22 protein-coding genes are annotated in these 24,492 nt (G+C 57.5%); 16 read left to right on the top strand and 6 right to left on the bottom strand.

What is annotated here, in order from left to right:
* Nucleotides 1-24: 24 nt before the first annotated feature.
* From ACW55A_RS18205 to ACW55A_RS18190, 4 genes are all read right to left on the bottom strand, one after another.
* Entirely contained in the window at nucleotides 25-1,779 is a 1,755-nt protein-coding gene (locus ACW55A_RS18205; protein ID WP_498811492.1) for an ABC transporter permease, read from the bottom strand.
* A 296-nt stretch (nucleotides 1,780-2,075) separates the two neighbouring features.
* Nucleotides 2,076-3,998, bottom strand: coding sequence for a HAMP domain-containing methyl-accepting chemotaxis protein (locus ACW55A_RS18200; RefSeq protein ID WP_498811491.1), 1,923 nt, complete (start codon nucleotides 3,996-3,998; stop codon nucleotides 2,076-2,078).
* A 181-nt stretch (nucleotides 3,999-4,179) separates the two neighbouring features.
* Nucleotides 4,180-6,210, bottom strand: a complete 2,031-nt coding sequence (locus tag ACW55A_RS18195; protein WP_003367890.1) for a methyl-accepting chemotaxis protein — start codon at nucleotides 6,208-6,210, stop codon at nucleotides 4,180-4,182.
* Nucleotides 6,211-6,624: 414 nt separating this feature from the next.
* Nucleotides 6,625-6,849, bottom strand: coding sequence for a DUF6555 family protein (locus tag ACW55A_RS18190; protein WP_003316018.1), 225 nt, complete (start codon nucleotides 6,847-6,849; stop codon nucleotides 6,625-6,627).
* 429 nt (nucleotides 6,850-7,278) lie between these two features.
* Between ACW55A_RS18190 and ACW55A_RS18185 the strand changes: the two genes are divergently transcribed.
* From ACW55A_RS18185 to ACW55A_RS18175, 3 genes are all read left to right on the top strand, one after another.
* Nucleotides 7,279-8,160, top strand: coding sequence for a manganese catalase family protein (locus ACW55A_RS18185; protein ID WP_003367889.1), 882 nt, complete (start codon nucleotides 7,279-7,281; stop codon nucleotides 8,158-8,160).
* A 35-nt stretch (nucleotides 8,161-8,195) separates the two neighbouring features.
* Nucleotides 8,196-8,393, top strand: a complete 198-nt coding sequence (locus ACW55A_RS18180) for a hypothetical protein (RefSeq protein WP_498811490.1) — start codon at nucleotides 8,196-8,198, stop codon at nucleotides 8,391-8,393.
* A gap of 69 nt (nucleotides 8,394-8,462) precedes the next feature.
* Nucleotides 8,463-8,996: a YciE/YciF ferroxidase family protein gene (locus ACW55A_RS18175; RefSeq protein ID WP_499140539.1), complete on the top strand. Its 534-nt coding sequence runs from the start codon at nucleotides 8,463-8,465 to the stop codon at nucleotides 8,994-8,996.
* Between the two features lie 68 nt (nucleotides 8,997-9,064).
* On the opposite strand, the gene ACW55A_RS18170 is transcribed toward ACW55A_RS18175, so the two are convergent.
* Nucleotides 9,065-9,583 carry a DUF4142 domain-containing protein gene (locus tag ACW55A_RS18170; RefSeq protein ID WP_455809149.1) on the bottom strand — a complete coding sequence of 173 codons (519 nt, stop codon included), beginning with the start codon at nucleotides 9,581-9,583 and terminating at the stop codon, nucleotides 9,065-9,067.
* A gap of 335 nt (nucleotides 9,584-9,918) precedes the next feature.
* Here ACW55A_RS18170 and ACW55A_RS18165 point away from each other — a divergent pair, with 335 nt between their 5' ends.
* From ACW55A_RS18165 to ACW55A_RS18105, 13 genes are all read left to right on the top strand, one after another.
* Complete coding sequence (locus ACW55A_RS18165) at nucleotides 9,919-11,370, top strand: iron-containing redox enzyme family protein (protein WP_368957657.1); 1,452 nt, start codon at nucleotides 9,919-9,921, stop codon at nucleotides 11,368-11,370.
* Nucleotides 11,367-12,314 carry a methyltransferase gene (locus ACW55A_RS18160; RefSeq protein ID WP_058416433.1) on the top strand — a complete coding sequence of 316 codons (948 nt, stop codon included), beginning with the start codon at nucleotides 11,367-11,369 and terminating at the stop codon, nucleotides 12,312-12,314. The genes ACW55A_RS18165 and ACW55A_RS18160 overlap by 4 nt, the downstream gene beginning before the upstream one ends.
* Before the next feature lie 159 nt (nucleotides 12,315-12,473).
* On the top strand, nucleotides 12,474-12,887 hold the full coding sequence (locus ACW55A_RS18155; protein WP_058398179.1) for a VOC family protein: 414 nt from the start codon (nucleotides 12,474-12,476) through the stop codon (nucleotides 12,885-12,887).
* A 275-nt stretch (nucleotides 12,888-13,162) separates the two neighbouring features.
* The gene (locus tag ACW55A_RS18150) at nucleotides 13,163-13,942 is read left to right on the top strand and encodes an ABC transporter ATP-binding protein (RefSeq protein ID WP_044310272.1); all 780 of its coding nucleotides are present in this window, start codon (nucleotides 13,163-13,165) and stop codon (nucleotides 13,940-13,942) included.
* A gap of 1 nt (nucleotide 13,943) precedes the next feature.
* Nucleotides 13,944-14,894, top strand: a complete 951-nt coding sequence (locus tag ACW55A_RS18145; RefSeq protein ID WP_096136665.1) for an ABC transporter substrate-binding protein — start codon at nucleotides 13,944-13,946, stop codon at nucleotides 14,892-14,894.
* A complete protein-coding gene (locus ACW55A_RS18140; protein WP_498811489.1) occupies nucleotides 14,891-15,934 on the top strand; it encodes a FecCD family ABC transporter permease in 1,044 nt (347 codons plus the stop codon). Before ACW55A_RS18145 ends, ACW55A_RS18140 begins: the two co-directional genes overlap by 4 nt.
* 191 nt (nucleotides 15,935-16,125) lie before the next feature.
* Nucleotides 16,126-17,448, top strand: coding sequence for a UDP-glucose dehydrogenase family protein (locus tag ACW55A_RS18135; RefSeq protein ID WP_499140563.1), 1,323 nt, complete (start codon nucleotides 16,126-16,128; stop codon nucleotides 17,446-17,448).
* Nucleotides 17,445-18,440: an NAD-dependent epimerase gene (locus tag ACW55A_RS18130; RefSeq protein ID WP_058398183.1), complete on the top strand. Its 996-nt coding sequence runs from the start codon at nucleotides 17,445-17,447 to the stop codon at nucleotides 18,438-18,440. Before ACW55A_RS18135 ends, ACW55A_RS18130 begins: the two co-directional genes overlap by 4 nt.
* Before the next feature lie 11 nt (nucleotides 18,441-18,451).
* Nucleotides 18,452-19,195 carry a glycosyltransferase family 2 protein gene (locus ACW55A_RS18125; protein WP_455809144.1) on the top strand — a complete coding sequence of 248 codons (744 nt, stop codon included), beginning with the start codon at nucleotides 18,452-18,454 and terminating at the stop codon, nucleotides 19,193-19,195.
* Complete coding sequence (locus ACW55A_RS18120) at nucleotides 19,192-19,476, top strand: lipid-A-disaccharide synthase N-terminal domain-containing protein (protein WP_003316004.1); 285 nt, start codon at nucleotides 19,192-19,194, stop codon at nucleotides 19,474-19,476. The genes ACW55A_RS18125 and ACW55A_RS18120 overlap by 4 nt, the downstream gene beginning before the upstream one ends.
* Nucleotides 19,476-21,002 carry an ArnT family glycosyltransferase gene (locus ACW55A_RS18115; protein WP_498811488.1) on the top strand — a complete coding sequence of 509 codons (1,527 nt, stop codon included), beginning with the start codon at nucleotides 19,476-19,478 and terminating at the stop codon, nucleotides 21,000-21,002. The genes ACW55A_RS18120 and ACW55A_RS18115 overlap by 1 nt, the downstream gene beginning before the upstream one ends.
* A 119-nt stretch (nucleotides 21,003-21,121) precedes the next feature.
* Nucleotides 21,122-22,024 (top strand): SdiA-regulated domain-containing protein, encoded by a 903-nt coding sequence (locus ACW55A_RS18110; RefSeq protein ID WP_499140533.1) that lies wholly within the window; start codon nucleotides 21,122-21,124, stop codon nucleotides 22,022-22,024.
* A 351-nt stretch (nucleotides 22,025-22,375) separates the two neighbouring features.
* Nucleotides 22,376-23,101 (top strand): NAD-dependent epimerase/dehydratase family protein, encoded by a 726-nt coding sequence (locus tag ACW55A_RS18105; RefSeq protein WP_455809141.1) that lies wholly within the window; start codon nucleotides 22,376-22,378, stop codon nucleotides 23,099-23,101.
* Nucleotides 23,102-23,608: 507 nt separating this feature from the next.
* Here ACW55A_RS18105 and ACW55A_RS18100 read toward each other — a convergent pair.
* The gene (locus tag ACW55A_RS18100; RefSeq protein WP_498811487.1) at nucleotides 23,609-24,436 is read right to left on the bottom strand and encodes a hypothetical protein; all 828 of its coding nucleotides are present in this window, start codon (nucleotides 24,434-24,436) and stop codon (nucleotides 23,609-23,611) included.
* Between the last annotated feature and the right edge of the window lie 56 nt (nucleotides 24,437-24,492).

Below are 24,492 nucleotides of genomic sequence, written 5' to 3'. Positions count from 1 at the left end.
ATGGCGCCCTCCCCTTACACAAGATCAGACAAGACTCAGACGTCGCTCGGCGAACCCGTACAGCGGGCGCCACAGCAACCGGTTGAACGCAATCACGAAGACCGACATGACCACGATGCCCAGCGCAACGCGCGGAAAGTCACCTGCCTGGGTCGCATTGGCGATGTATGACCCCAGGCCTGCCGCTTCCAGATGCTGATCGCCCCAGGAAACCGCTTCGGCAACGATACTGGCGTTCCACGAACCACCCGACGCGGTCAGCGCACCGGTGATGTAGTAGGGAAACACGCCAGGCAGCGCGACACGCCGCCACCACTGCCAGCCGCGCATGTTGAACATGGTCGCCGCTTCGCGCAGGTCAGTCGGCAAGGCGCTGGCCCCGGCGATCACGTTGAACAGGATGTACCACTGGGTGCCGAGCACCATCAACGGCGACAGCCAGATATCCGGGTTCAGGTGCAGGCCGACAATCGCGATCACCGCAAAAGGAAACAGAACGTTGGCCGGGAACGCCGCCATGAACTGCGCGATTGGCTGCAAGCGTTCGGCCCAGACCGGACGCAAGCCGATCCAGATACCGACGGGCACCCAGATCAGGCTCGCAATGACGATCAGTACGATCACACGCACCATCGTCGCCAGGCCCAGACCAAAGGCAGTGACCATGTCGCTGACGCCCAGAGAGGCTTCGATGAACCTGAACAGGTACACGCTGCCAGCCAGGCAGGCGGCCATGACCAGCCCTAGCCACGCGTAGTCGAGCACGCGGACGACGCCTGGGGTGAGCTTCACTTTCCACAGCCGGGAGAACACGCGCCAGTCGATCAGCATCAGGCATTTCCACGGCGCAGCCAGGATCGAACCCAGCATCGGTGCCACACGGGAGCGGCCCAGCACGCTGTACATCCACGAGCGCGGACGCTTCGACGATGCGGTTTGCTCGAAGCGGAATTTGTCCGCCCAGGCGACGATCGGCCTGAACAGCAATTGGTCATAGGCCAGAATCACCAGCGCCATTGCGCCCACTGCCCAGGCAATCGCCGCCAGGTTTTTCTGCTCGATGGCCAGCGCCAGCCAGGAACCGATGCCCGGCAGATTGACCGTGGTGTCGCCGACCGAAATGGCCTCGCAGGCGACCACGAAAAACCAGCCGCCGGACATCGACATCATCATGTTCCACACCAGCCCCGGTATGGCGAACGGCAGTTCCAGGCGAGTGAAGCGCAGTACCGCAGACAGCCCGAACTGACGGCTGACCTCGTTAAGGTCACTCGGTACGGTGCGCAGTGACTGATAGAAACTGAACGCGAGATTCCAGGCCTGGCTGGTGAAGATGGCAAAGATCGCTGCGCATTCGACGCCCATCTGCCGACCGGGAAACAGGCCCATGAAGAAGGTCACGGTGAACGTCAGAAAACCCAGCACCGGCACCGACTGAAGAATATCCAGCGCCGGGATGATCACTTGCTCGGCCTTGCGGCTTTTGGCGGCCAGCGTGGCGACGACAAAAGTGAAGATCACCGAAGCGGCCAGCGCGATGAACACACGCAGTGTGGTGCGCAATGCGTATTCGGGCAGGCGCGCCGGGTCGAGGCTCATGGGACTCGAATTCAGCACCGCGAGCGGCTGCATCATCTGGCCAAGGCCGTAGATGAACAGACCAATGAACAGGGTCAGGATGGCCAGGCAAATACCATCGGCCCAATAAGGCGTGCGTGCACCGGGTTTTACAAAACGGGGCGTCCGCAGGCTTTTACCGAATTCAGATATCGAATGCATTGCTCACCTCGAGCCGGCCGCGCAGGCGCAGACCCACCTGCTTTATAAACAAACAGGCAGTCAGCGATAACAGATAAAGGCCGTGAGTTAATAGTTGCCGGACAGTGAGGTAAAGCTTATAGCGTTTCGATCAACAGTAGAAACCTGCAAAAGTAGCTCATGTTTATCTGGAAGTATGAGTGAGGTATACCAACGTATAGTTATATAACTATCACCCCGTTATTCAGGCCAGTTAAGCGTCGCGCAAAAGAACATTATCGTGCCCATGCTCCGCGTGGGCACGACCGTCGGGTGGATCACACCCGGAAGTGGCTGACCATCATCTGCAGCTGGCCACCGAGGCGTGCCAGTTCGACGCTGGAGGCTGCGGTTTCTTCGCTGGCTTCGGCGGTCTGTTCGGATACATCGCGAACGTTGACGATGCTGCGGCTGATTTCGTCGGCCACCGAGCTTTGCTGTTCGGCGGCGGCAGCGATCTGCTGGTTCATCGCCTGGATGCTCGACACCGTACGGGTGATGCTTTCCAGCGACGTACCGGCCCTGCGCGTCAGTTCGACACTGCTGTCTGTCAGCGTGCGGCTGCCGAGCATGATGCCCGACACTTGGCGCGTGCCGTTTTGCAGCGCCGCCACCAGCCCTTCGATTTCTTCGGTGGACTGCTGGGTACGCTGCGCCAGGCCACGAACTTCGTCGGCCACCACGGCAAAACCCCGGCCGGCTTCCCCGGCACGTGCTGCTTCGATGGCGGCATTGAGGGCCAGCAGGTTGGTCTGTTCGGCGACCGCCTTGATCACATCCATGACCTTGCCGATCTTGTCACTTTCCTGCTCCAGCACGTTCATTGCGTCGGATGAGCGAACCACTTCAGCGGCCAGTCGCTCGATCTGCTGGATGGCCTCGCCCACGACCTTGTCGCCATCACGCGCCTGTTTGTCGGCATCGGAAGCCGCCACGGACGCCTGTTCGGCATTGCGTGCCACTTCATGCACCGTCGCCGACATTTCATGCATGGCCGTGACCACCTGGTCGGTCTCGACTTTCTGGCTGTTGACCCCTGCACTGGTCTGCTCGGTAACTGCCGACAGTTCTTCACCCGCGCTGGCAATCTGGGTAACGCCGTCGCGAATACCGGAGATCAGTTCGCGCAGGGTTGTCCCCATGCGCTGGATGCCTTGCTGCAACACACCCAGTTCATCGCGTCGGGTGACCGCTTCGGTGTGTGTCAGGTCGCCGGATGCAATACGTTCGACGATGGCCAGCGTATCGCGCAATGGGCGAGTGATCTGACGCGTAATGACCACAGCGGCAAGAATGCCCAGCAGCATGACCAACACCACACACCCTATCTGCAGGCTGCGCGCCTGAGCAGTGTCTTCCTTGCCCATCTGCATCTGCAGGCCATACAGCTCTTCGCCCAGTTTGACGATGGTCGCACCTTGAGTGGTCAGATCCTTGCGCACGCTCGCAGCTGTCTGAGTGGTTGCCTTGAAGGCATCGACCGAGCTGCGGTAATTGCGCAGAGCGCTTTCAAACTGTGCGATCTGTTCGCGATTGGCGGAACCAAAAGCAGCCTTGAGCCTGTCCAGACGACTGATCGCGCTATCCAGTTGCTGGAAGGCTGCTGCCTCGGTCTTGTCATTCGGGTTGCCGGTATAGCCGCGCACTTCATAACGCACGAGGATCAGGTCTTGCCGAGCGCTGTTCGCCAACTGGGCCAGATCGAAGCGTGCCGGATCAGAAGGATCGATCTGCATGACCGCCTTATTCAACGACTCGACAGCCTGCATGGCCGCTGTCCCATTGGCGGTCATCTCGTTGCGCACTTTGGCCCCGGCCTGGTACACGGCGCGCATGCTGTTCAGGGATGCTTCATAGTCGCGAGTGACATCGGCCAGTTCGCGCAGCGGCTTGAGGTTGACCGGATTGTTGAAGCTGACGAGCAGTGATTGCTGCTGCGCCTTGAACACATCCAGCTTGCCTTGCATGTTCTGTGCTGCGGTTTCATCGCCGTCAGTCAGCATGTATTGCAGACGCGCGATTCGCAGGTTGGTCAGGTTGTCACTCAGCTCGGTGATATCGCCGATTCTGTCGGTGCGATTGATGAGCTTGTCGAGGCTGGTCCAGCCAACGAGGGCGAGCACTGCCGTGAAGAAAAGAACGGTCCCAAAGCCCAATGCCAACTTCATGTTGACGCTGATATTCGCAAATCTGCTGTTCATAAAATCTCCTGAAAATGCTTTTTTGTGCGCAACGAAAGAGCTGAGATTTGTTTTTATAGACAGCAAACCCGCGCGCCAGAGCTATCGGCCGCAGAAGAGCAAAACTTGATCGGAAAAAAGCAATCCGCGCGAAAGCGCCGATTCGGGAGGGAAATCGGGGGCTGAACAGCCCCCGATTCAATCAGGCAATCAGTTTGAAACGTGCCACAACATTGCGCATATCGCTGGCGACGCGTGCCAGTTCATCGGCGGTAGCCGCGTTATTGTCGATCCCCAACATCAATGTCCCGGAGCTGTTACGAATCTCCATGACATTGCGGTTGATGTCTTCGGAGACCGCATGCTGCTGCACCGCAGCACTGGCGATCTGCGTGTTCATCTCGACGATGCGCTCCACGCCCTGACTGATGCTCGACAGGCTGCCCGAAGCATCACTGGCGGCACTGATGCACGCATGAGCCTTCTGCTGGCCGGCCTGCATCTGTTGCACGGCAGCATCGGTCGCACCTTGCAGTTGCTGGATGATGCCGCGAATTTCTTCGGTCGACGCCTGAGTGCGCGAAGCCAGCGTGCGGACTTCATCAGCCACCACGGCAAACCCGCGACCCTGCTCGCCCGCCCGCGCTGCTTCGATGGCGGCATTCAGGGCCAACAGGTTGGTCTGATCGGCAATGGTGCTGATGACCTGGATAACGCCACCAATCGACTGACTGTGCAGGGCCAGCGCCTGAACCTTCTGAGCACTGACTTCCACTTCTTCGGCCAGAGCCTGAATGGTCGAGTGTGCCTGGTGCATGATGCGCAGACCGTTACGTGACGCGGTGTTCGCTTCATCGGCGGCCAGTGCGGCACCTTCGGTGTTCTGCGCCACGTCGGCGACGCTGGCGGTCATCTCGTTGATCGCGGTCGCCACTTGCTCCGTTTCAGCCTGCTGCGCGTTCATCGACTGCTTGGCCAGGCCGATGGATGAGCCCAGACGGGACGCTACATCAGACAGTTCGTAAGAGGTGCGGTCCATGTGCGAGATAGAACTGGCGAAGGCCTCGGCCATCAGGTTCAGACCATTGGCGATATCAGCCACTTCGTCCTTGCTGACGACCGTTACGCGTGCACTCAGATCGCCCTCGCCCAGACGGCGGGTGACGCCCAGCAGGCTGTCGATGGTCAGGCGCAAGGCACGGTAAATGCTGCAGAACGCGTAGAGCAGCAACAAACCCATGATCACACACATGGCAATGACTATTTCGCGCTGCAGCACCAAGGCGTCGTAGCGCGCATTCAATTCATCCTGAAGCGCAGTCTGAATTTCGTCCTGAGCCTTGTAGAGTCCCGAGACAACCCCGTTGCCGCGCGCGCTCAGCGACTGCCCCTGCTGCACCGAAAACTCTGTGCCCTTTATGTACGCGTGCAGGTCGCTGCGAAAGCTGTCCATCGCTGCAGTAGCGGCAGTGATCGGGTCACTGATGCGCGTTGCGAGCTCTGGCGAACGGCGCTTGAGCAGTCGAATACTTTGCTCCAGCTCGGCCCGAAATTGCAGTTCGATCTTCAGCAGGCTCTCGAGCGAGCCGCGCATCGATACACTCAGCCCCTGGCCGGTCATCAAACCTGCCGTGATGCCGCGGATCTGACCGGCAACGTTGATTTCCCGGGGCATACGAATGGTGCTCAGATCAATCAGAAACAGCGAGGCGTAATCTTCGTCCAACACCATGCCCGAGGTAGCCGAGACGTAGTAGATAAAGTTGAGTGTCTGGGCCAGTTGCTCATTCCACTGGGCGAACACGTCATCCTGAGAGAGGCCTGGCTTGATACTGTCCATCAGGGAACGGGCGCTTTCACGCAGGCGCTGTACGCGGTTCTCGGTTTCCAGTTGCTGCCCCTGTCGTGCATCAATATCGGCAAGGTTGGCAAGCGCGGTTTCAAGCTGAGCGCGGTTGCTGATCACATCCTGAGCGGCGGAGGCATCGCCGGCCAGCAGACGGTTGCTGGCCGCGCGCTGCAGCATGGAAAGTCGCAGAACGGGCGTGGTCATTTGCAGGTACTCACGGCCAACGCGCTCTTGCGCGACCGTGTCGATGCTTGCATTCAGACTGTTGAAAACCCGAAGACCGAGAACGATCAACGGGATGACGATAATGATGGCTAAAACGACAAACTTGGCAGGGAAACGCAGGCGGTTGGTGAGGTAGATACCAGGCGAAAGGATGTTCATAGCATTCTCTTTTTAATTAGGGTGTCCGATCCGGGCGGAAAAGCTCCTTTCTTTGCATCACGGGTAATACGGGCAGCTATGCCGCGCTGAACGAGGTCATCCGTTCAGATGGAGGCATATTGCCATCACTTCAGAGCAATGGCTTTTCAGGAAGTTCAATGGGTGCCATAGCCTGATAGTCCGGCTATCGGCCAGAGCACGTTTAACATGAGGTCATGGGCATCGGGCAAATGAAGAAAGGGAGAGACTTGCGGGTACGAGGCTTGCGGCAGGCATATCCGAATGAGGGTATTCAGGCGGGAAACAAAGGCTCATCTGACGGATCTGGCGACCGTAGACTTTTCAAAGGTAATACCGTCGTGCGGCATCGTGACGCACGACGGCAGGCGTCGTATCGAGGTGATTCGAGGGCTTTCAAGCCCTCGCCCACTCCACGTTCGACAGACCGAGCTTTTCAGCCTGAGGCTTGCTCAGCTTGGGTACCGGGTCGGAACGGTACTTGGGGATCGCACCGAACCCGGCATCCACTGAAGCCCAGTGCCAGGCCTCTTTGTTATCCATGGCACCTGCTCGTATGTAGAACGTCTTGTAACTGCCATGCAGCAGGTAATCGATACGGTAGTGTTTTTCATCAGCCATTGTGTTGCTCCTGCTTTGTCGACTTGCAAAACAGATCGCGGCAGTTTCAAAAAATTCAAAATATTAATGCCATAATCTAAATGATGTCATGCTGCCATCCTATGATGTATGTTTATACCTGAACCGAACGGTTTAGTTAGCGATAGAGTTTGTTTATAACTGCACTTTTTACGCTTTTTTCCTGCGTAAAACAGCAACGGCCTCCAGCCCCATCCAAACAGGCTTCTTCGCCACTATGAACGAACATTCAGCCACGCAAGGGGAATAATCAAATCCTATTGAACGGTGGTTTTAACACCGCCGGTCCTCTTTAAAAAAGTTAGCAGTAACGATCGCGCTCCTGAGTCTCTCATAACCTGTGACTGCGTTGAATCAAGCCCATGCACATGGGTTGACGCTTCCCGAGAGATCAAAGCCTGAGGATACGACATGTTCATGTATAACAAGCGACTTCAATACACCGTCCGTGTAGCAAGACCCAATCCTGGACTGGCCAACCTTCTGCTTGAGCAGTTCGGCGGGGCTCAGGGTGAACTGGCCGCGGCCGGACGGTATTTCACTCAAGGGCTGAGTGAAGATGATCCAGGCCGTAAAGACCTGCTGATGGATATTGCCACTGAAGAACTAAGCCACCTTGAAATTGTGGGCTCCATTATTGTCATGCTCAATAAGGGTGCCAAAGGTCAATTGGCTGAAGGTATTGAAGAAGAAGGCGAGTTGTATCGCTCTATCAACGGTAACGGCAATGACTCACATATCACCAGCCTGCTGTACGGGTCCGGTGCGCCGTTGACCAACTCTGCCGGCGTGCCTTTTACAGCGGCTTATATTGATACTATCGGCGAACCGACAGCAGACTTCCGTTCCAATATCGCCGCAGAATCCAGAGCCAAGATTGTTTACGAGCGCTTGATGAACGTGACCGATGATCCGGGCGTTAAAGAAGCGCTGGGGTTTCTCATGACTCGGGAAATCGCGCACCAGTTGTCTTTTGAAAAAGCCCTCCACGCCATCCAGCCCAACTTCCCACAGGGCAAACTGCCGGGCATGCCGGAATTCACCAACAAGTACTTCAACATGTCCGGCGAACCCAATGTACGCGGTGCGTGGAATCAGGGTGGTGACTGGGAATATGTGGAGTCGCCACAAGCGGCCGTCGATGGCGGCGAAGGCACGGCCTCGGTCACGCTGGATGAAAAGGATACAGAGGTGCTGGAAATGTTGAAGGAGCGGACCCAGTCCGATCCGGCCGCCAATCCGATTACCGGTGCGGATCTGGGTTCTGGCTTTGTCCAGGGCAAAGATGCCTGAAACGGCAACCCTTGTTTTGTTCAGGAGAATGAATCATGAAAAAGCTCAGCTCCCGTCAACCTCCCACGCCTCGCGACGAGTTGGATAGCGCGTTGACCGACAGGGTATTTGTAAAAGGGCTTCGTGCCTTCGAGGCGCAGGCGCTGCTTGCGCGCAGAGGCTTTCAGGTGGTGATGGCAACCAAGGGTTTCGGCGTTGGAACCCTGCTTGAAAACAGCCTGCCACGGCGCTGATCACACCGATCATCAACGCTACGCGCTCCATCAAACTTGTCCACAGGTCGGCAGACAATCAGCCCGCGTGTGGACAAGTCTCTCTTCGCTGAAAAGGGTAAGAACATGACTCGCACGACCATAGAAGATTTGTTCATTCACGAACTTTCAGACGTTTACAGCGCTGAAAAGCAAATTACCAAAGCACTCCCGCGTCTCGCACGCGCTTCGACCAATCCGCTTCTGGCAGAAGCCTTCAAGGCGCATCTTGAAGAAACCCAAGGTCAGATCGATCGTATCGATGAATTGGTGGAAGGTGCTGGTCTGAAGCTGAAACGCATGAAATGCGCAGCCATGGAAGGTCTGATCGAAGAAAGCAAGGAATTGCTGGAAGAGATCGAGAAAGGCGCAGTACTCGATGCGGCCCTGATCGGGGCATGCCAGAAGGTCGAGCATTATGAGATCGCCAGTTACGGCACACTCATCGCCATGGCCAAACATCTGAATATGAAAGAAGCCGCCGCTCTGCTGAGTGCCACATTGGCAGAAGAAAAAGGCGCGGACGAAAAGCTGACGGCGATCGCTGAACAGGGCGGAACCCAGGCGGCCACTTCGAAAAAGTAATGATGATTTCCAGCGGTACCCACATGACGGTCTACAGGGTGTAGATCCCGTCATGCGGTGCAGTGGATTTACTTTTTGGCAGCATCACCGCCATGCGCAGCAGCGAGTTTTTTCGCATGCTCCAAATGCTTCTCCAGCGTAGGCAACGTCGCCTTTGCAAAGGCCTTCAGCTCTGGATCCTTGCCATTCTCGGCCTCTTCCTTGTACAGCTTGATCGCCTGCTCATGTGCGGAGACCTGATTGTTGGCATATGCCTGATCGAACGACTTCTCGCGCATCTCCAGAATCACCGCCTTGGCCTTGTCCATCAGCATAGGGTCTTCGGACACTTCAATGTTCTTGCTTTTTGCGATCGCAGCCAGCTTCTCATTGGCGGCGGTGTGGTCCGTGACCATCTGCTTTGCAAATTCCTTCACATCTCCAGAGACGCCTTTCTCATCCTGTGCGAGCTTGCCAACCTGAACTTCGGCGATGCCTTTAGCAGAGGCATCTTCCACAAAATCATCAGCGTCCTGAGCAGCAACAGCCATTTGCGAACCTAGCGAAAGTGCCAGGGCAATGGCGCTCATGCGAAAATAATTGTTCATTTTCGGTCATCCTTTTATGGGCTGAATACATCATCGTTATCGATGACATGAACGTTACGACCTGCTTCAAATACCTGCGTTCAGCCTTTTTGATCGGACACGGCATACGCCGATACCACGGTCACCTGTTGCGGATGTAAACCCGGACCGGCAATGCATTTTTTTCCGCGCGACCATCGCCCCTTGGAATAAGCGCGATCACCACCTATCGGTGCCGGGGAAATTACGCTGAATTTCCCTGTATCGAGGCACTCACTTATCTACGTTGCACAAAAAAACAGATAGTCCCGAATGACCGCGTCAACGTGATGTTCAACTGCCGAGGTACGATTTTCATGACGTCTCTTCAAGTGATGACCGGCAACGCCGTCGTCAAAACCGTCGTTGAAGAAGCCCGTTCAAAAACCGTCTATCAATCATGGATGAATGAACGTGCTCCCGAACATCAACACGATGCGGTCCTGTTTCTGAATCACTGCCTCGCCCTGGCCGAGCGGGAACACTGCGACCTTCCGGCCCAGCCCGAAGCGCTTGAACAGTGGATGGAGCAGAACGTAGGGGTCGTGGCTGATCAATATGCACTCTATCTTGAGCAACGCCGCGCTGGAAAACCGAGACGGTTTTTCAAGAACAAAGCGCACGCGATGTATTTCATTCAGCAGGTCGCACCGACCAAAATGGTCGACGGCGCCTGGCTATACGGATTGCTGCCGCGCTGGGCAGACTACCGCTTTCACGGCCTGATTCGGACCTACCTTGAAGAGCTTGGTGACGGCGAACAAGCACAGAATCATGTCTCGCTGTACCGGAAACTGCTGGCGGATCTGGACTGCGATACCAGCGCGCCACTGGCAGACGATGCCTACCTGCAAGGTGCGATTCAGCTGTCACTGGGGCAATTGAGCGAGCAATACCTTCCCGAAGTCATTGGTTACAACCTGGGCTATGAACAGTTGCCGCTGCACTTGCTCATCACATCATTCGAGCTGAATGAACTGGGCATTGACCCTTACTACTTCACCCTGCATGTGACGATCGATAATGCCAGCACCGGCCATGCGCGCAAGGCTGCGCAGAGCGTCCTTGAACTGATGCCTGTTGGCCAGGAGCGCGACGAGTTTTATCGTCGTGTCGCCAGTGGTTATCGCCTCAATGAGCTGGGCATGGGTTCAACTCAAGTGATCCAGTCGTTCGACCTGGAGCAGGAAGTGATCGCCATGCTCGAGCGCAAGCGCACGTTCGGGCAGCACATGCATTCCGATTACTGCCGTCTCGACGGCAAGACCGTCAACGAGTGGCTCGCCGAGCCCGACCAGATCCCGGAATTTCTTGCTGTGCTGCAGAACAGAGGCTGGATCAAACGTCATGAAGACCCTCTGCACAGCCGTTTCTGGAAGCTGTTCGAAGGCGCCGGTGCGCCAATGTTCGGCGTCTTCAACGGTTATGAAAAGCAACTCGTGCACGACTGGATCGCCGGCGACTCACTGTCCGATGGCAGTGCTCAACCCACGGTCGGCAAACGGCTTCCGGAAGCCTTTCGCTCGCGTTTCCGCAACCTGCAAGACGGTGCTCAGCCCTCCCCCGCGCTTGCGGTGCCTGCTTCAGCAGATGCTGATCCGGACGTGCGCGAACTGCACATGAGGCTGGAGTCTGCGGCCGCCTCCGAGAAGATGACTACGTTGATCGAAAGCATGTCGCCAGCAAGACACGCAACGGCTGCCGGTCTACACGCGACGCGTCTGTTTGTGAGCAGCATGGCCGAGCGAATGACGGGAGCGCACGCATGAGTCATGCCCTCCCCGACAGCGCCGCGCTCATTGCCCTGGCGCAGCGCCTTGAAACCAGTGGCTATCGTTTTATCACGCCCACCCCTTTGACCCATCAATACGTCAATCAACGCTCGGGAAATCGTCTTGCCGCGTCGCTACGCGATGTGTTCGGCTGGAGCCGGCTGATACCGGAATCCATGCTGCCGGTCGAAGAGGCTCAAGGCCTGCTGGCTGCCGGTATTCTGGAGCGCAAGGAAGACGGCTTGAAAAGCCGGGTGAGATTTTCCAGCCTGGATGATCTGCTGCTGGTGCATTCGGCGTTTCCTACCGCAGATGAAGACTCGGTATTTTTCGGTCCGGATACCTATCGCTTCGCGCAGTCCATCAATCGTCACCTGCAAGGCACGTCGCACCCGATCAACCGCGCCGTCGACATCGGCTGCGGTACGGGTGCCGGCGCCATGTTGATTGCGGTCGCCCGTCCGCAGGCTCAGGTGCATGCCGTCGACATCAACCCCAAGGCACTGCATTTCGCGCAGACCAATGCCGCGGTTGCCGGGCTGAAGAATATGGAGTGCTGCCACAGCGATATTCTCTCGGGTCTGAGCGGAAACTTCGACCTCATCGTCGCCAACCCGCCCTACATGAAAGACACCAGGCAGCGGGCCTACCGCCACGGTGGTGATGCATTGGGCGCAGACCTGTCCGTGCGCATCCTGCGCGAATCACTGGACCGCCTCACTCCGGGCGGTTCGCTGGTGCTTTACACCGGCGTGGCCATGGTGGGCGAGCACGATCCGTTCTTCGAGGCGGTGCAGGCCGATATCGACCATGCGGCACTGGCATGGACCTACCGTGAACTGGACCCGGATGTCTTCGGCGAAGAGCTGCTTGAAGAGGGCTATGAGGACGTGGACCGTATTGCAGCGGTGGAGCTGGTGGTCACCCGACGCTCTGCATGACCCACCGAAATAGCTTCGATAGTTCATGCTTATAGCGCGCATAAGAACCGAGCATTGGTCAGCCTCTCGGCATCCCGGTGAAACTTGTCACGAGCCGTCGATCAACACCTCACTGTTGATCGATGCAGGCTCGTCACACACCGAAAAGGATGACGACACATGCCACGCCTGAACAGGATTATCGAAACAGCCCTCTACGTAGAAGATCTGGCGAACGCCAGGGAATTCTATTCCGACACCCTTGAACTGGAAGTGATGTTCGAAAGCGCGACATTGGTGGCGTTCAACGTCGGAGGTGTGAGCACCCTGCTGCTGTTCAAGCGCGGCGCTTCACTGCAGACGCAGTACCTGAGCGGCGGAGAGATACCGCCCCACGATGCCCAAGGCCGGATTCACGTGTGCTTCGCCATCAATGCCGACGAGATGCAACTCTGGGCTGATCGCCTTGCCAGAGCCAGCGTCGCCATAGAGGGCCGCACAGAATGGCCCAAGGGCGGATCGAGCATCTATTTCCGCGACCCTGACGAAAATCTCGTCGAACTCCTCACGCCCGGCTGCTGGGCGATTTATTGAATCGTCAAGGTCACACGTTGCGCTGCAAAGGTGGGTCGATAAAGCGGGGCAATCGAATGTTGATACGCGGGTGTGCTGCGCCTCAAATGTTATGTTATAACAATTGAGCATTTTTAACTCAGCCTCCTCCAGCGATCTTCCCACGCCATGATCAACCCTGTTTTCCAATCCCTCCCCGTAACTACCAAACACGCCATGCAGGCCGGTCAGCACATTCGGCAATGGATACCGGGTGAGCCGCCCTCCCTGCACGTCATTATAGGCCCGCGTGTTTGATGCTGGCGCTGGAACGCCTTGCGTGGGCACCGGAACAGACGTCAGTCTGCACGCACGAACACTTTGCCTTGAAGGATATCGACCTGCAGATCGCTGCGGGCGAGTTCGTCGGCCTGATCGGGCCCAACGGCAGCGGCAAAACCAGCCTGCTGCGTTGCGCATTCCGCTACAGCCGCCCGCACAGCGGCAAGGTCGCAATCAATGCTCGCGATATCTGGTCCTGCAGCCCGCGCTGGTGCGCCCGGCATGTGGCGGTGGTTGCCCAAGAGTTTCCCGATTCATTCGGCCTGACGCTGCTGGATGTGGCAAACATGGGTCGCGCTCCCCATCAGGGATTCTTTGCCGCAGACAGTGACCACGACCGCGCGATTGTGCAAAACGCGCTGAACGCCGTCGGGCTGGCGGGCTATGAGCAGCATCGGTTCGACACGCTCTCCGGTGGCGAAAAGCAGCGTTGTCTGCTGGCAAGGGCGCTGGTGCAAGAACCCCGATTGATGGTGCTGGACGAGCCCACCAACCACCTCGACCCGCGCCATCAACTGGAATTGCTCGGGCTGGTCAAACAGCTCGGCATGGCCACGCTGGCCAGTATCCATGACCTGAACCTGGCGGCGGCATTCTGTGATCGCCTGTGTGTCATTCATCACGGCCGGCTCATTGCGCAAGGCACGCCGCGGGAGGTGCTGACCCCGGAAATGCTGCTCAGTGTGTTCGGCGCCAAGGCGCTAGTCGACAGCCACCCTCTGCGTGACTACCCACGCATCACCTGGATACCCTGACATGAACTGCCTGTCCGCCCGCCTGGCATTGGCAACGCTGCTATGCAGCCCGATGGTGCATGCCGCCTACCCCGTCACCGTGCAAAGCTGCGACCGCTCAGTGACGTTCACGGCTGCGCCGCAGCGTGCCGTCAGCAACGATGTGAACCTCACCAAAATGATGGTTGCCCTGGGTTTGCAATCGCACATGGTCGGCTACAGCGGCATCACCGGCTGGAACAAGCCCGATCAGGCGCTCTTACGCGACCTGGGCAAACTGCCCGAGCTGTCCAGTAAATATCCGTCTCTGGAAACGCTGCTCAATGCCAACGCCGACTTCTATTTTGCCGGCTGGAACTATGGCATGCGCGTGGGTGGCGATGTCACGCCGCAAAGTCTCGCCCCGCTGGGCATCAAGGCCTATGAACTGACCGAATCCTGCGCCCAGATAATGCCCCGCACCGAAGCGACGCTGGAGGATGTCTACAACGACCTGCTCAATCTGGGCCGGATATTCGACGTGCAGACCCGGGCCGAAACACTGGTCGCGCAGATGCGCCGCAGCGTGACCGACGTCGAGAAAAGCGTGGCAGGCAAATCGCCGCCCAGGGTATTTCTGTATGACAGCGGCGAAGACCGGCCGATGACCGCCGGGCGCCTGGCGATTCCTCAGGCGTTGATCAGCGCTGCAGGCGGCCGCAATGTCATGGGCGACGTCGCAGCCAGCTGGACCCACGTCAACTGGGAGTCGGTCGTGCAAAGCAATCCCGAGGTGATCGTGATCGTTGACTATGGCGAAGTCAGCGCTGCGCAGAAACAGCATTTCCTTGAAAGCAATCCGGCACTGCAATCCGTGGACGCGATCCGCAACCGACGTTATGTCGTGCTGCCCTATGTGGCGGTGACGCCCGGCATCGACAATGTCACGGCCATCGAGACGCTTGCAGCGGCATTTCATGACGTGAAGCGATGACGCTGGCGCAGTGGCTGACTGAACGGCCGCGTCGTTATCTGGGCCTGTTGATCGCTCTGACGCTTTTGCTGTTGGCCTCGTGCCTGGTGTGCATCACCTTCGGCGCGGCCCCTGTGCCCTTGAGCCGGGTGATGGCTATCCTGATGTTCAAAGTCTCAGGTTCTGCCGAACATCCACCGCTCTGGACCACGGGTCAGGAAACCATCGTCTGGCTGATACGTACGCCCCGCGTATTGCTGGGCGCGCTGGCAGGCGCAGGACTGGCGCTGATTGGCTGCGTTCTGCAAGCCGCGACCCGCAATCCGCTGGCCGATCCGCATTTGCTGGGAGCGACCTCGGGCGCCACGCTTGGCGCAGTGATCGTGGTCATGCACGCGGGCGAAGTGTTTGGCACGCTGACATTGCCACTGGCCGCCTTTGTCGGCTCGCTGGTCAGCCTGTGCCTGGTGCTGTGGCTTGCCATTCACCAAGGCAGGCTGGACAGCCAGCGCCTGCTGCTCGGCGGCGTGGCCGTGTCCTTCGTGATGATGGCAATCGCCAACTTGTCATTGTTTCTGGGCGACCACCGCGCCAGTTCCTCCGTGCTGTTCTGGATGCTCGGCGGGCTGGGTCTGGCTCGCTGGGAGTTGCTTGCGGTGCCGTTTATCACGGTGCTGTGCGGTTGGGTCCTGCTGCAAGGGCTGGGTCGCTCACTGAACGCGCTGATGGGCGGCGACCAGACCGCCGTGAGCCTTGGCCTGCAAGTGCGCAACGTGCGCCTGCTGGTTTTTCTGATTGCCTCACTGATGACCGGCGTACTGGTTGCCCTGTGCGGCTCCATCGGTTTTGTCGGCCTGATGGTGCCGCACATGGCCAGACGTCTGGTGGGCTCGGAGCATCGACGATTGTTGCCTGTCGCCACCCTTCTGGGCGCATTGTTGATGGTCTGGGTGGACGTCATCTCCCGCACGCTGATCGCCCCCGAAGACCTGCCGATAGGCATAACCACCGCCTTGTTGGGAGGGATTTTTTTCATTTTCATGATGAAGCGCGGTCAGTGATTGGCAGTCCTGCTTGCGGCGGGCAAACAGGACTGCCCGCCGCCCTTCCTGCTACATGACAAACTCGTGTCATCGTTTCTTAACACCTTTATGACATTTATTTTGCGCTGGTTATTTCAGGCTGCCGAGGCACCTGAAGACAAACTGGCTCATCCATTCATGTCATGAGGCGGAAGGAGCGACACTTGAAAGTGACAGTGTTCGGAACCGGTTATGTGGGGCTTACCCTTGCCGCCTGTCTGGCTGAGGTAGGTCATACCGTTTGTTGCATGGATGTCGACAGCAAACGCATCGACGCGCTGCGCGATGGTATATGTCCGATATTCGAGCCCGGTCTTGGCGAACTTCTGCGCAACGGCCTGGACTGCAAGAGACTCAGTTTCACAACCGATGAAGTACACGCCAGTCGCTTTGCAGAGTTGGTATTCATCGCAGTCGGTACGCCAGCGCAAGCCGATGGCAAGGCGGACCTGAGCCAAGTGTTTGCCGTACTGGGTTCGGTAATCAGACACGCCGAAAGCGCCCGGATCATTGTCAACAAGTCGACCTCGCCAGTGGGCACCGTTGACCGCCTGCTCGCTGAGATCGCTGCCAGTCCGCGACGTGATGACGGCTTTGAAGTGATCAGCAACCCCGAGTTTTTCAAGGAAGGCTGCGCGGTCAGTGATTGCCTGCGTCCGGATCGCATTATCGTCGGCGGCGCCAGCCCGCGGGCACTGGAGCAGATGCGCGAGTTGTATCAGCCCTTCAGTCGCAACCGCGAGAAGTTTGTGGTCATGGATGCGCGCAGCGCAGAGCTGTCCAAATACGCTGCCAACTGCCTGCTGGCGACCAAGATTTCGTTCATCAACGAGATCGCCAACCTCGCTGAACAAGTAGGTGCCGACATAGAACAGGTGCGGCTAGGCATCGGCTCCGACCCGCGCATTGGCTATGACTTCATTTACCCGGGCTGCGGCTTCGGTGGCTCATGCTTTCCCAAGGACTTGCAAGCGCTGATCGGCACAGCCAGCGAGCACGGCGTGGAAACAGCGTTGCTCAACGCCGTGGAACAGGTCAATCGCCGCCAGAAGCACCGCTTGTTTGAAAATATCCATACGCATTATCACGGTGATCTCAGGGGCAAGGTCTTCGCCGTCTGGGGACTGGCCTTCAAGCCCAATACCGATGACATTCGCGAGGCCTCCAGCCATACCCTGCTCAAAGCACTCTGGGCAGCCGGTGCCAGGGTTCAAGCACACGACCCTCAGGCGATAGAAGCGGTCAGGCATCATTACGGCGAGCGAAACGACCTGCAACTGGTGCACTGCAAGCAAGATGCCCTGGAAGGCGCAGACGCTTTGGTGGTGGTGACCGAATGGCAGGACTACCGGGTGCTGGATCTGGACCGGCTCGGCGAAAAGCTCGGTGATCGCGTGGTGTTCGATGGCCGCAACCTGTTCGATCCGTCGCAACTGCATGAGGCGGGCTTTACCTACTACGGCATTGGTCGTGGCCGGGCGGCTCAACCATGACGGTACTGGTGACAGGTGCTGCCGGATTCATCGGGTTTCATGTCGCCAAGCGTCTGTGCGAGCTCGGCGTAGAGGTCGTCGGCATCGACAACCTCAACGATTACTACAGCGTCGAGCTCAAGCAATCGCGCCTGGCCATCCTCCAGCGCCTGCCAGGGTTCACGTTCCACAGGCTGGACATCACCGATGCCGAAGGTCTGTCCGCGCTCTTCGCGCAAAATGGCTTCGAACAGGTCATTCATCTGGCGGCGCAGGCCGGTGTGCGTTACTCGCTTGAACAGCCAAATGTTTACGCCCAATCCAATCTGGTCGGCTTTATCAACGTGCTCGAGGCCTGTCGGCAGCATCGACCGGCGCACCTGATCTACGCGTCGAGCAGCTCAGTCTACGGCGCCAATACGCGCATGCCGTTTCAGATTGAGGATGCCGTCGACCGGCCGCTGTCCCTGTACGCCGCCACCAAGCGCGCCAACGAACTCACTGCCTACAGCTATTGCCACTTGTACGGCCTGCGCGCCACAGGGCTGCGCTTTTTCACCGTCTACGGACCCTGGGGCCGGCCGGACATGGCGCTGTTCAAGTTCACAAAAGCCATGCTGGCCGGGCAGCCTGTGGATATCTACAACCACGGCGAAATGGCGCGCGACTTCACCTACATCGACGACATTGTCGAAAGCATCCTGCGCCTGCGCCTGCTGCCGCCCGACACGGTTGGCAGCGAGCCGCCCCATCAACTCTTCAATATCGGCCGGGGCCAGCCCGTCAAGCTGCTGGAGTTCGTCGACTGCCTGGAGGCCGCGCTAGGCCTGCGTGCCGAACGACGCTACCTGCCCTTGCAAGCGGGCGACGTGCTGCAAACCTGGGCTGACGTCAGTGCGCTGAGCCAATGGATCGACTTTCAACCACAGGTCTCGGTCGACACCGGCGTCAGGGCCTTCGTCGACTGGTATCGGGAGCACTACCAGGCCCGGCTCCGTGTGCCACTTCAATAACAAGGACTTCCATGACCACGCCCACTTTTCTATCCGTCGTGATCCCGGCCAAAAACGAAGCCGATAACCTGCCCAGCCTGATCAAAGAGATTTGCACAGCGCTGGACGGGGAACTCTACGAGATACTGGTCGTTGACGACGGCAGCACAGACGACACCTTGAAAGTGCTGACGCACCTCAAGAACAGCGGGCTGACCGTGTTGCGGATCCTGCGCCACGAGCGATCACTTGGGCAGAGCACCTCGGTCTATCACGCGGCACTGGCGGCCAACGGCACCTGGCTGGCGACCCTGGACGGTGACGGTCAGAACGACCCGGCGGATATTCCCGGGATGTTGGCGCTGGTACGCGCTCACGCAAATGGCTCCGGGGCGATACAGCTGGTGGCCGGCCACCGAGTGAATCGGCGCGATACCGCCAGCAAACGCTGGGCCTCGCGCTTCGCAAACGGCCTGCGCAGCCGGCTTCTCAAAGACTCGACTCCAGACACCGGGTGCGGCCTGAAACTGATCGAGCGGGCCGCGTTTCTGCGCCTGCCGTACTTCGACCATATGCACCGGTTCATTCCAGCACTGATTCAGCGACATAACGGCCGTATGGTCACGCACCCCGTCAACCACCGCCATCGCCAGGCCGGCGTGTCCAAGTACGGCAACCTGGACCGCGCGCTGGTGGGCATTCTTGATCTGGTCGGCGTCTGGTGGCTGATCCGCCGGACTCGGCTGGATGTTCAGGCACAGGAACTGCGGCCATGAAGCCGGACAACGAGACCTTCTGGCTGATCCTCGGCTTTGTCGGGCAGGCCGTATTTACCGGCCGCTTTGTCCTGCAATGGCTGTACAGCGAATTCAAGAAGCGCAGCATCATCCCGGTGGGCTTCTGGTACCTGAGCATGCTGGGCAGCACGATCCTGCTGGCCTATGCCATTTACCGACAGGACCCGGTCTTCATCGCCGGCCAGGCCTTTGGTCTGCTGGTGTACATGCGCAACCTGCAGCTGATCAGCCGACAGGCCAAGACATCCGAGGAGCAATGATGGTGCGAACTCACCTTTCGCCTCGCCTCGAGGGATGGCTACTGGTCGCGCTGGCCGTTTTACTGGTCGGGGGCGGCCTGGGCGTGCGTCTGCCGCAGAACGTGGATGAAGAGCGTTTTCTCGGCGTTGCCCTGGAAATGCTGCAGAACGGCTCATGGTTCGTCCCGCACCGGGCCGCGGAGATCTATGCCGACAAACCGCCGCTGTTCATGTGGGCGACGGCATTCTTCATTTGGCTGACGGGCAGCCCGAACATCGCGCTGTACCTGCCTGGGCTGCTCTCTGCAGGCGCGACCACCGCAGTCCTCTACGATCTGGGCAGCCGCCTGTGGAACCGGCGCATCGGTCGGTACGCCGCCTTGTTATTCCTGGCGACCTATCAAACCTACAGCATCCTGCGTACCGGACAGATCGACAGTTTTCTGTGCCTGTGGATTGCGCTGGGCTTCTACGGCCTGGTTCGCCACGTGTTGCTCGGACCGGCCTGGGGCTGGTTCTATTTCAGCTGTGCGGCGATGGGCCTGGGCATTATCACCAAGGGCGTCGGTTTTGTTCCCGCGTTGATGTTAATCCCTTACGCCTATGCCGCGCGTAAAGGTTGGCACGGTGTGGTGGCGATGCCAGGACAGGCCGCGCGCTGGGCGCTGGGGCTGCTGGCGTTATTGCTGGCCTGCTGCCTGTGGCTGGTGCCGATGATTATCTCGGTCGTGCGTGACGGCGGCCCGGAAGGGTTCGCCTACGTGCAGGAAATACTCTTGAACCAGACAGCCAATCGATACGCCAGCGCCTGGGATCATCGCGAGCCCTTCTGGTATTTCTTCGTCAAAGTCATCCCGCAGTATTGGCTGCCGCTGGTGTTGGTGCTGCCCTGGCTGATCCCGGCCTGGCGCCGACAGTTGAGCAAGCGCGATGGCCGGGTTCTGGTACTGCTCGGCTGGGTGTTGCTGGTGCTGCTGTTCTTCAGCCTCTCCAGTGGCAAACGCAAGATCTACATCTTTCCGGCGCTGCCCGGCCTGGTACTGGTGGCTGCCCCCTTACTGCCCTGGTTGTTGAAACGCTGGTTCCACGACCGCGTCAGGGCTCGGCGAATTGTCCCGGCGGTGGTGGTTATCTGGCTTGGTCTGTGGTTCGCCAGAGGGTTCGTCGAACCCGTCATAGAGGGCCAAAACCCACACAAGGAACTGATGGAGCAGGCCGCGTACGTCACTCAAGGTGCCGATCTGGTGCTGGTCAACTGGCGCGAGGGGCACTGGCTCTATGCACGCCAACCCATTGTGCATTTCGGTTTTGCCAAGCCGTCGGCAACCGAACAGGCTGCCCGTTGGCTAAGAGAACACCCCGGCACCTTTGCGCTGGTGCCAGGCGAGCAACTGGCCAATTGCTTCTTGCCGGAAAAAGCCCGGCCGCTGGGCCAGACCTCCAGAGCTGACTGGTTCATCGTCGATGCCGATGCAGACAACGGCCGGTGTAAACCGGAAAGTCCTATGCAGGCCTATCGCTTCGCGTGGCAGCAAAATGTTGATTAATCGACCGCCCAGCCGCCCAACACGCGGGAGTGCCTGACGCCATGCAGCTGGAAACGATAAAGGCAAAGCGCCTGACGTGGTCGAACGTCGCACGAAGGCAGGTATCACTCGCACAACTCGTGCTGAGTGCAGGTGCTCTCGGGCTGCTGATCCTGGCCTATGCCGTGTCGACACACTTTCAGGTCCACCAACAGCTGTATCAGTACGGTCGCATCTGGTTAAAGGGCAATACGGCAGCCGACAAGAATATCTGGCTGCCGGATTTCCATGTGGTTATCGACGCCAAACCACTTGCCCCGGACGTCGCCAATATCTCCGGGATCACCTACGACTACGACAATGACCGACTGCTGGCAGTGACCAACAAAGGCCCCATGCAACTGCTGGCGCTGAACGTGAACGGCGACATAATCGCCCGCTACCCATTGATCGGTTTCGACGACACCGAAGGTGTGGCTTATCTGGGTAACGGACGCATCGTGCTGTGCGATGAAGATCTCCAGCAACTGGACATCATCGCGTTGCCGACGCAGGCACGCCCCATCCACGTCGAGGAAGCTCAGTTCATTGCGCTACTGATCAATCCCAGTATTCATAACAAGGGATTCGAAGGCGTGACCTACGATCCCGCCAACGACCGCCTGTTCGCGATCAAGGAACGCGATCCACGGCAGATGTTCGAAGTTTCCGGCGTCCTGCACTCCATCGATCAGGGCCGCTTGCAGATCAAAGTTGCCGACCGGCTGGACTGGATCACGAAAAGTGTCGCTGCACGCGACCTTTCAGACGGCTACTACGACCCGCGGACCGGCCATTTACTGCTGCTCAGCGACCAGTCGCACTCGATCACGGAACTGGACAGCAAGGGACGATTCGTCAGCATTCGATCACTGCTGGCTACCTTCTCCGACCTCAAGCACAGCGCCCCCCAACCCGAAGGCCTGACCATGGATCGTGCAGGCAACCTGTACGTCGTGAGCGAGCCGAATCTGTTTTACAAGTTTTCGAAAGTGCCGGAATAGGTAGTGAAGAAACCTGGCCTTGAGGATGACTTTCGGGGAGTGGGGGGTAGGGTCTTTTTTGGGAGAGCTAATGGAATTCGGAAAAATGTGCCAGTTGCTCAGGACGTGAGCCGTGACAGATCGGGTTTCGCGATAGTTGCCATGATGAAATGCTCCTGATTGTCACTCGATTCAAAGTTAATCACAGTAAATAATCTAGCCTCCTCAAGCGCGCTGTCAGGTCGAGCCTATTCCTAAGCCTAGTCGATAACCGACCCGATAGAATCCACGGCTTTTATTAGAGGGTATCGACACAGTATCAGGCGAGTGACTGCCTTGCTTCTGCAATGAAACCTCAAGGAGATGAGTGCAATGTCGCGTAAAGTTTTTGTAGCCGGCGCATCTGGTGTAATCGGCATAGCCCTGCTCAAGCTCTTGGTGGCTGCGGACTACAGCGTGTATGGCGCTACCCGTCGCACCGAAAAAGTGAAGGACATAGAGGTCACAGGTGCTACGGCAGTGGTGGTTGATGTCTATGACGCCGAGCGTTTAAACGAAGAGTTGGTCCGCATCCAGCCATGGGCTGTTATTCATCAACTGACAGATCTGCCTCGTGGCCTAAGTCCCGAATTGATGGCAAAAGCGGTCGAGAACAACGCACGTATCCGTACAGAAGGAACGCGTAATCTGGTAGCCGCCGCTCGAGCTGCTGGCGCTACCCGTCTGATAGCTCAAAGCATCGCCTGGGCCTACCGTCCAGGCGACACCCCTTATCCCGAAACATGTCCTCTGGACGTGGAGGCACACGGCAGCCGTGGCATCAGTGTGTGGGGTGTGGCGGCCTTGGAGCAGCAAGTGCTCAGCGAGCCTGCATTGAACGGAACCGTCTTGCGCTATGGCCAGTTATACGGACCCGGCACTGGCACTGACAAGCCGACAGGCACCAGCCCTGTGCATGTAGAAGCCGCTGCACGCGCCGCACTGCTGGCGTTGCAAACAGAGCAAAGTGGTATTTTCAATATCACTCAGGACAGCCCGACCGTCAGCAACGAAAAAGCCAAGCGCATACTGGGGTGGTCTCCTACCGTGGAGGCTTGACGCCCCAACGCAGCTACTCCGTACGAAGGAGTGACGACGTTAGGACTTATTTTGGATAAATCTGAGTCTGCTCTAAGTTACCGCCTGGATTTAGAGAATTAAAGCTGTCGCCAGAGGGGCCCGTCTTTCGGGGCCTGCAGCTTTGCGGAGAGAAAACGCAAACCTGTCGCAACATACCAAAACAGAGGTTCGGATTGATGCGCTAGAGAATTAAAACTGTCGCAGACAAGAACGACAGGGCTTCGGTACACGTTTGACTGCACCAGCGCCTAGGAAGCCATCGCGCCATGAATCACTGACGAGCAATCAGATAGGCAACAAGACCAATGGTCATCAACGAGGCATAAATCGTGCGCTCGTGCAGAAGTCGCCTCAGGAGTGGATCGAGGTGTAGATGCATCGACGGCTATAAGCCAGTACCAGTTTTGCCCTCCCCCGAGGCCGGTGAATAGGCCTTATGAGCCATTCGAAGCCAAACAAAAGATACAAATCCGTAGACTAGCCTGCTTACCCATACTGATCATACAGCTCGTCCACATATTCCATCGCCCTGTCTATGCTCGTGGCCAGCATCACGTCATGACTTGGATGATATTCTATTATAACCCCAGCCAACTTCACTTCGTCGATTACCAGTTGTTTCCTCCCATTTCTCTTTCCTAAGGCCACCCAAACCGGCCCCCCACTTATCCCGTCGGGTTTAGGAAATTGATACCCTTTAACTCCCTCCACCGTGGCGGCATGCTTATTCTTAAACTTAATAAGCAAATTATTTTCTTTCGTAGCACCGACGCTCGTGTATTTGAAATCTGGAACTATATTCCCAACCCAACTAAAACAGTGAAAGTCGACTTCTTTTCCCTTTCTGTTGATTTTGTGCCGCCCTAATGGATAACCTGAAAATATAAACCTGCCATCAACTAATTTGAATGTATCGCATGCAACATCTGCCGAATCAACTACGGCCCAATGCTTATTGAAGATGACATCATATTCCAGCATAACTACAGCCAAGTCCAGCTTATCATCAGCCCTATTTACACACTCGCTAACCTTGAAAAAACCTTTGATAAAGCTTACTTCGGAATCACCAGTATAGAAAAAAATAGCATTTTCCCTACTGTTATTGTCGTATACATGTCCAGCAGTTATTAAAAAAGACCTATCATACTTTCTTAAAATGAAGCCACTCCCCAAAAGATCAGGTATGCCATTACTGCCGAGGCGATACAACGGAATCGCAAACCTAGCAGTGTAATCTGTCAAAATCTTGTTAGCTTGTTGAGTTTGACTAATCTCATCCTGAGACAATTCAGTTATTCTTTTTTTTGCCATAAAAACACCCTGCGAACTCAGGAAGTTGAATTACAATGAAACCATACTTCTACCAT

The organism is Plantibacter cousiniae (nom. nud.) (genome assembly GCF_977070315.1).
This window is presented reverse-complemented; position numbering and strand designations above follow the sequence as displayed.

What these genes read in the sequence shown, in the direction of transcription:
- ACW55A_RS18205 (WP_498811492.1), bottom strand. Translation starts at nt 1,779, where the DNA reads ATGCATTCGATATCTGAATTCGGTAAAAGCCTGCGGACGCCCCGTTTT.
- ACW55A_RS18200 (WP_498811491.1), bottom strand. Translation starts at nt 3,998, where the DNA reads ATGAACAGCAGATTTGCGAATATCAGCGTCAACATGAAGTTGGCATTG.
- ACW55A_RS18195 (WP_003367890.1), bottom strand. Translation starts at nt 6,210, where the DNA reads ATGAACATCCTTTCGCCTGGTATCTACCTCACCAACCGCCTGCGTTTC.
- ACW55A_RS18190 (WP_003316018.1), bottom strand. Translation starts at nt 6,849, where the DNA reads ATGGCTGATGAAAAACACTACCGTATCGATTACCTGCTGCATGGCAGT.
- ACW55A_RS18185 (WP_003367889.1), top strand. Translation starts at nt 7,279, where the DNA reads ATGTTCATGTATAACAAGCGACTTCAATACACCGTCCGTGTAGCAAGA.
- ACW55A_RS18180 (WP_498811490.1), top strand. Translation starts at nt 8,196, where the DNA reads ATGAAAAAGCTCAGCTCCCGTCAACCTCCCACGCCTCGCGACGAGTTG.
- ACW55A_RS18170 (WP_455809149.1), bottom strand. Translation starts at nt 9,583, where the DNA reads ATGAACAATTATTTTCGCATGAGCGCCATTGCCCTGGCACTTTCGCTA.
- ACW55A_RS18165 (WP_368957657.1), top strand. Translation starts at nt 9,919, where the DNA reads ATGACGTCTCTTCAAGTGATGACCGGCAACGCCGTCGTCAAAACCGTC.
- ACW55A_RS18160 (WP_058416433.1), top strand. Translation starts at nt 11,367, where the DNA reads ATGAGTCATGCCCTCCCCGACAGCGCCGCGCTCATTGCCCTGGCGCAG.
- ACW55A_RS18155 (WP_058398179.1), top strand. Translation starts at nt 12,474, where the DNA reads ATGCCACGCCTGAACAGGATTATCGAAACAGCCCTCTACGTAGAAGAT.
- ACW55A_RS18150 (WP_044310272.1), top strand. Translation starts at nt 13,163, where the DNA reads ATGCTGGCGCTGGAACGCCTTGCGTGGGCACCGGAACAGACGTCAGTC.
- ACW55A_RS18145 (WP_096136665.1), top strand. Translation starts at nt 13,944, where the DNA reads ATGAACTGCCTGTCCGCCCGCCTGGCATTGGCAACGCTGCTATGCAGC.
- ACW55A_RS18140 (WP_498811489.1), top strand. Translation starts at nt 14,891, where the DNA reads ATGACGCTGGCGCAGTGGCTGACTGAACGGCCGCGTCGTTATCTGGGC.
- ACW55A_RS18130 (WP_058398183.1), top strand. Translation starts at nt 17,445, where the DNA reads ATGACGGTACTGGTGACAGGTGCTGCCGGATTCATCGGGTTTCATGTC.
- ACW55A_RS18125 (WP_455809144.1), top strand. Translation starts at nt 18,452, where the DNA reads ATGACCACGCCCACTTTTCTATCCGTCGTGATCCCGGCCAAAAACGAA.
- ACW55A_RS18120 (WP_003316004.1), top strand. Translation starts at nt 19,192, where the DNA reads ATGAAGCCGGACAACGAGACCTTCTGGCTGATCCTCGGCTTTGTCGGG.
- ACW55A_RS18115 (WP_498811488.1), top strand. Translation starts at nt 19,476, where the DNA reads ATGGTGCGAACTCACCTTTCGCCTCGCCTCGAGGGATGGCTACTGGTC.
- ACW55A_RS18105 (WP_455809141.1), top strand. Translation starts at nt 22,376, where the DNA reads ATGTCGCGTAAAGTTTTTGTAGCCGGCGCATCTGGTGTAATCGGCATA.
- ACW55A_RS18100 (WP_498811487.1), bottom strand. Translation starts at nt 24,436, where the DNA reads ATGGCAAAAAAAAGAATAACTGAATTGTCTCAGGATGAGATTAGTCAA.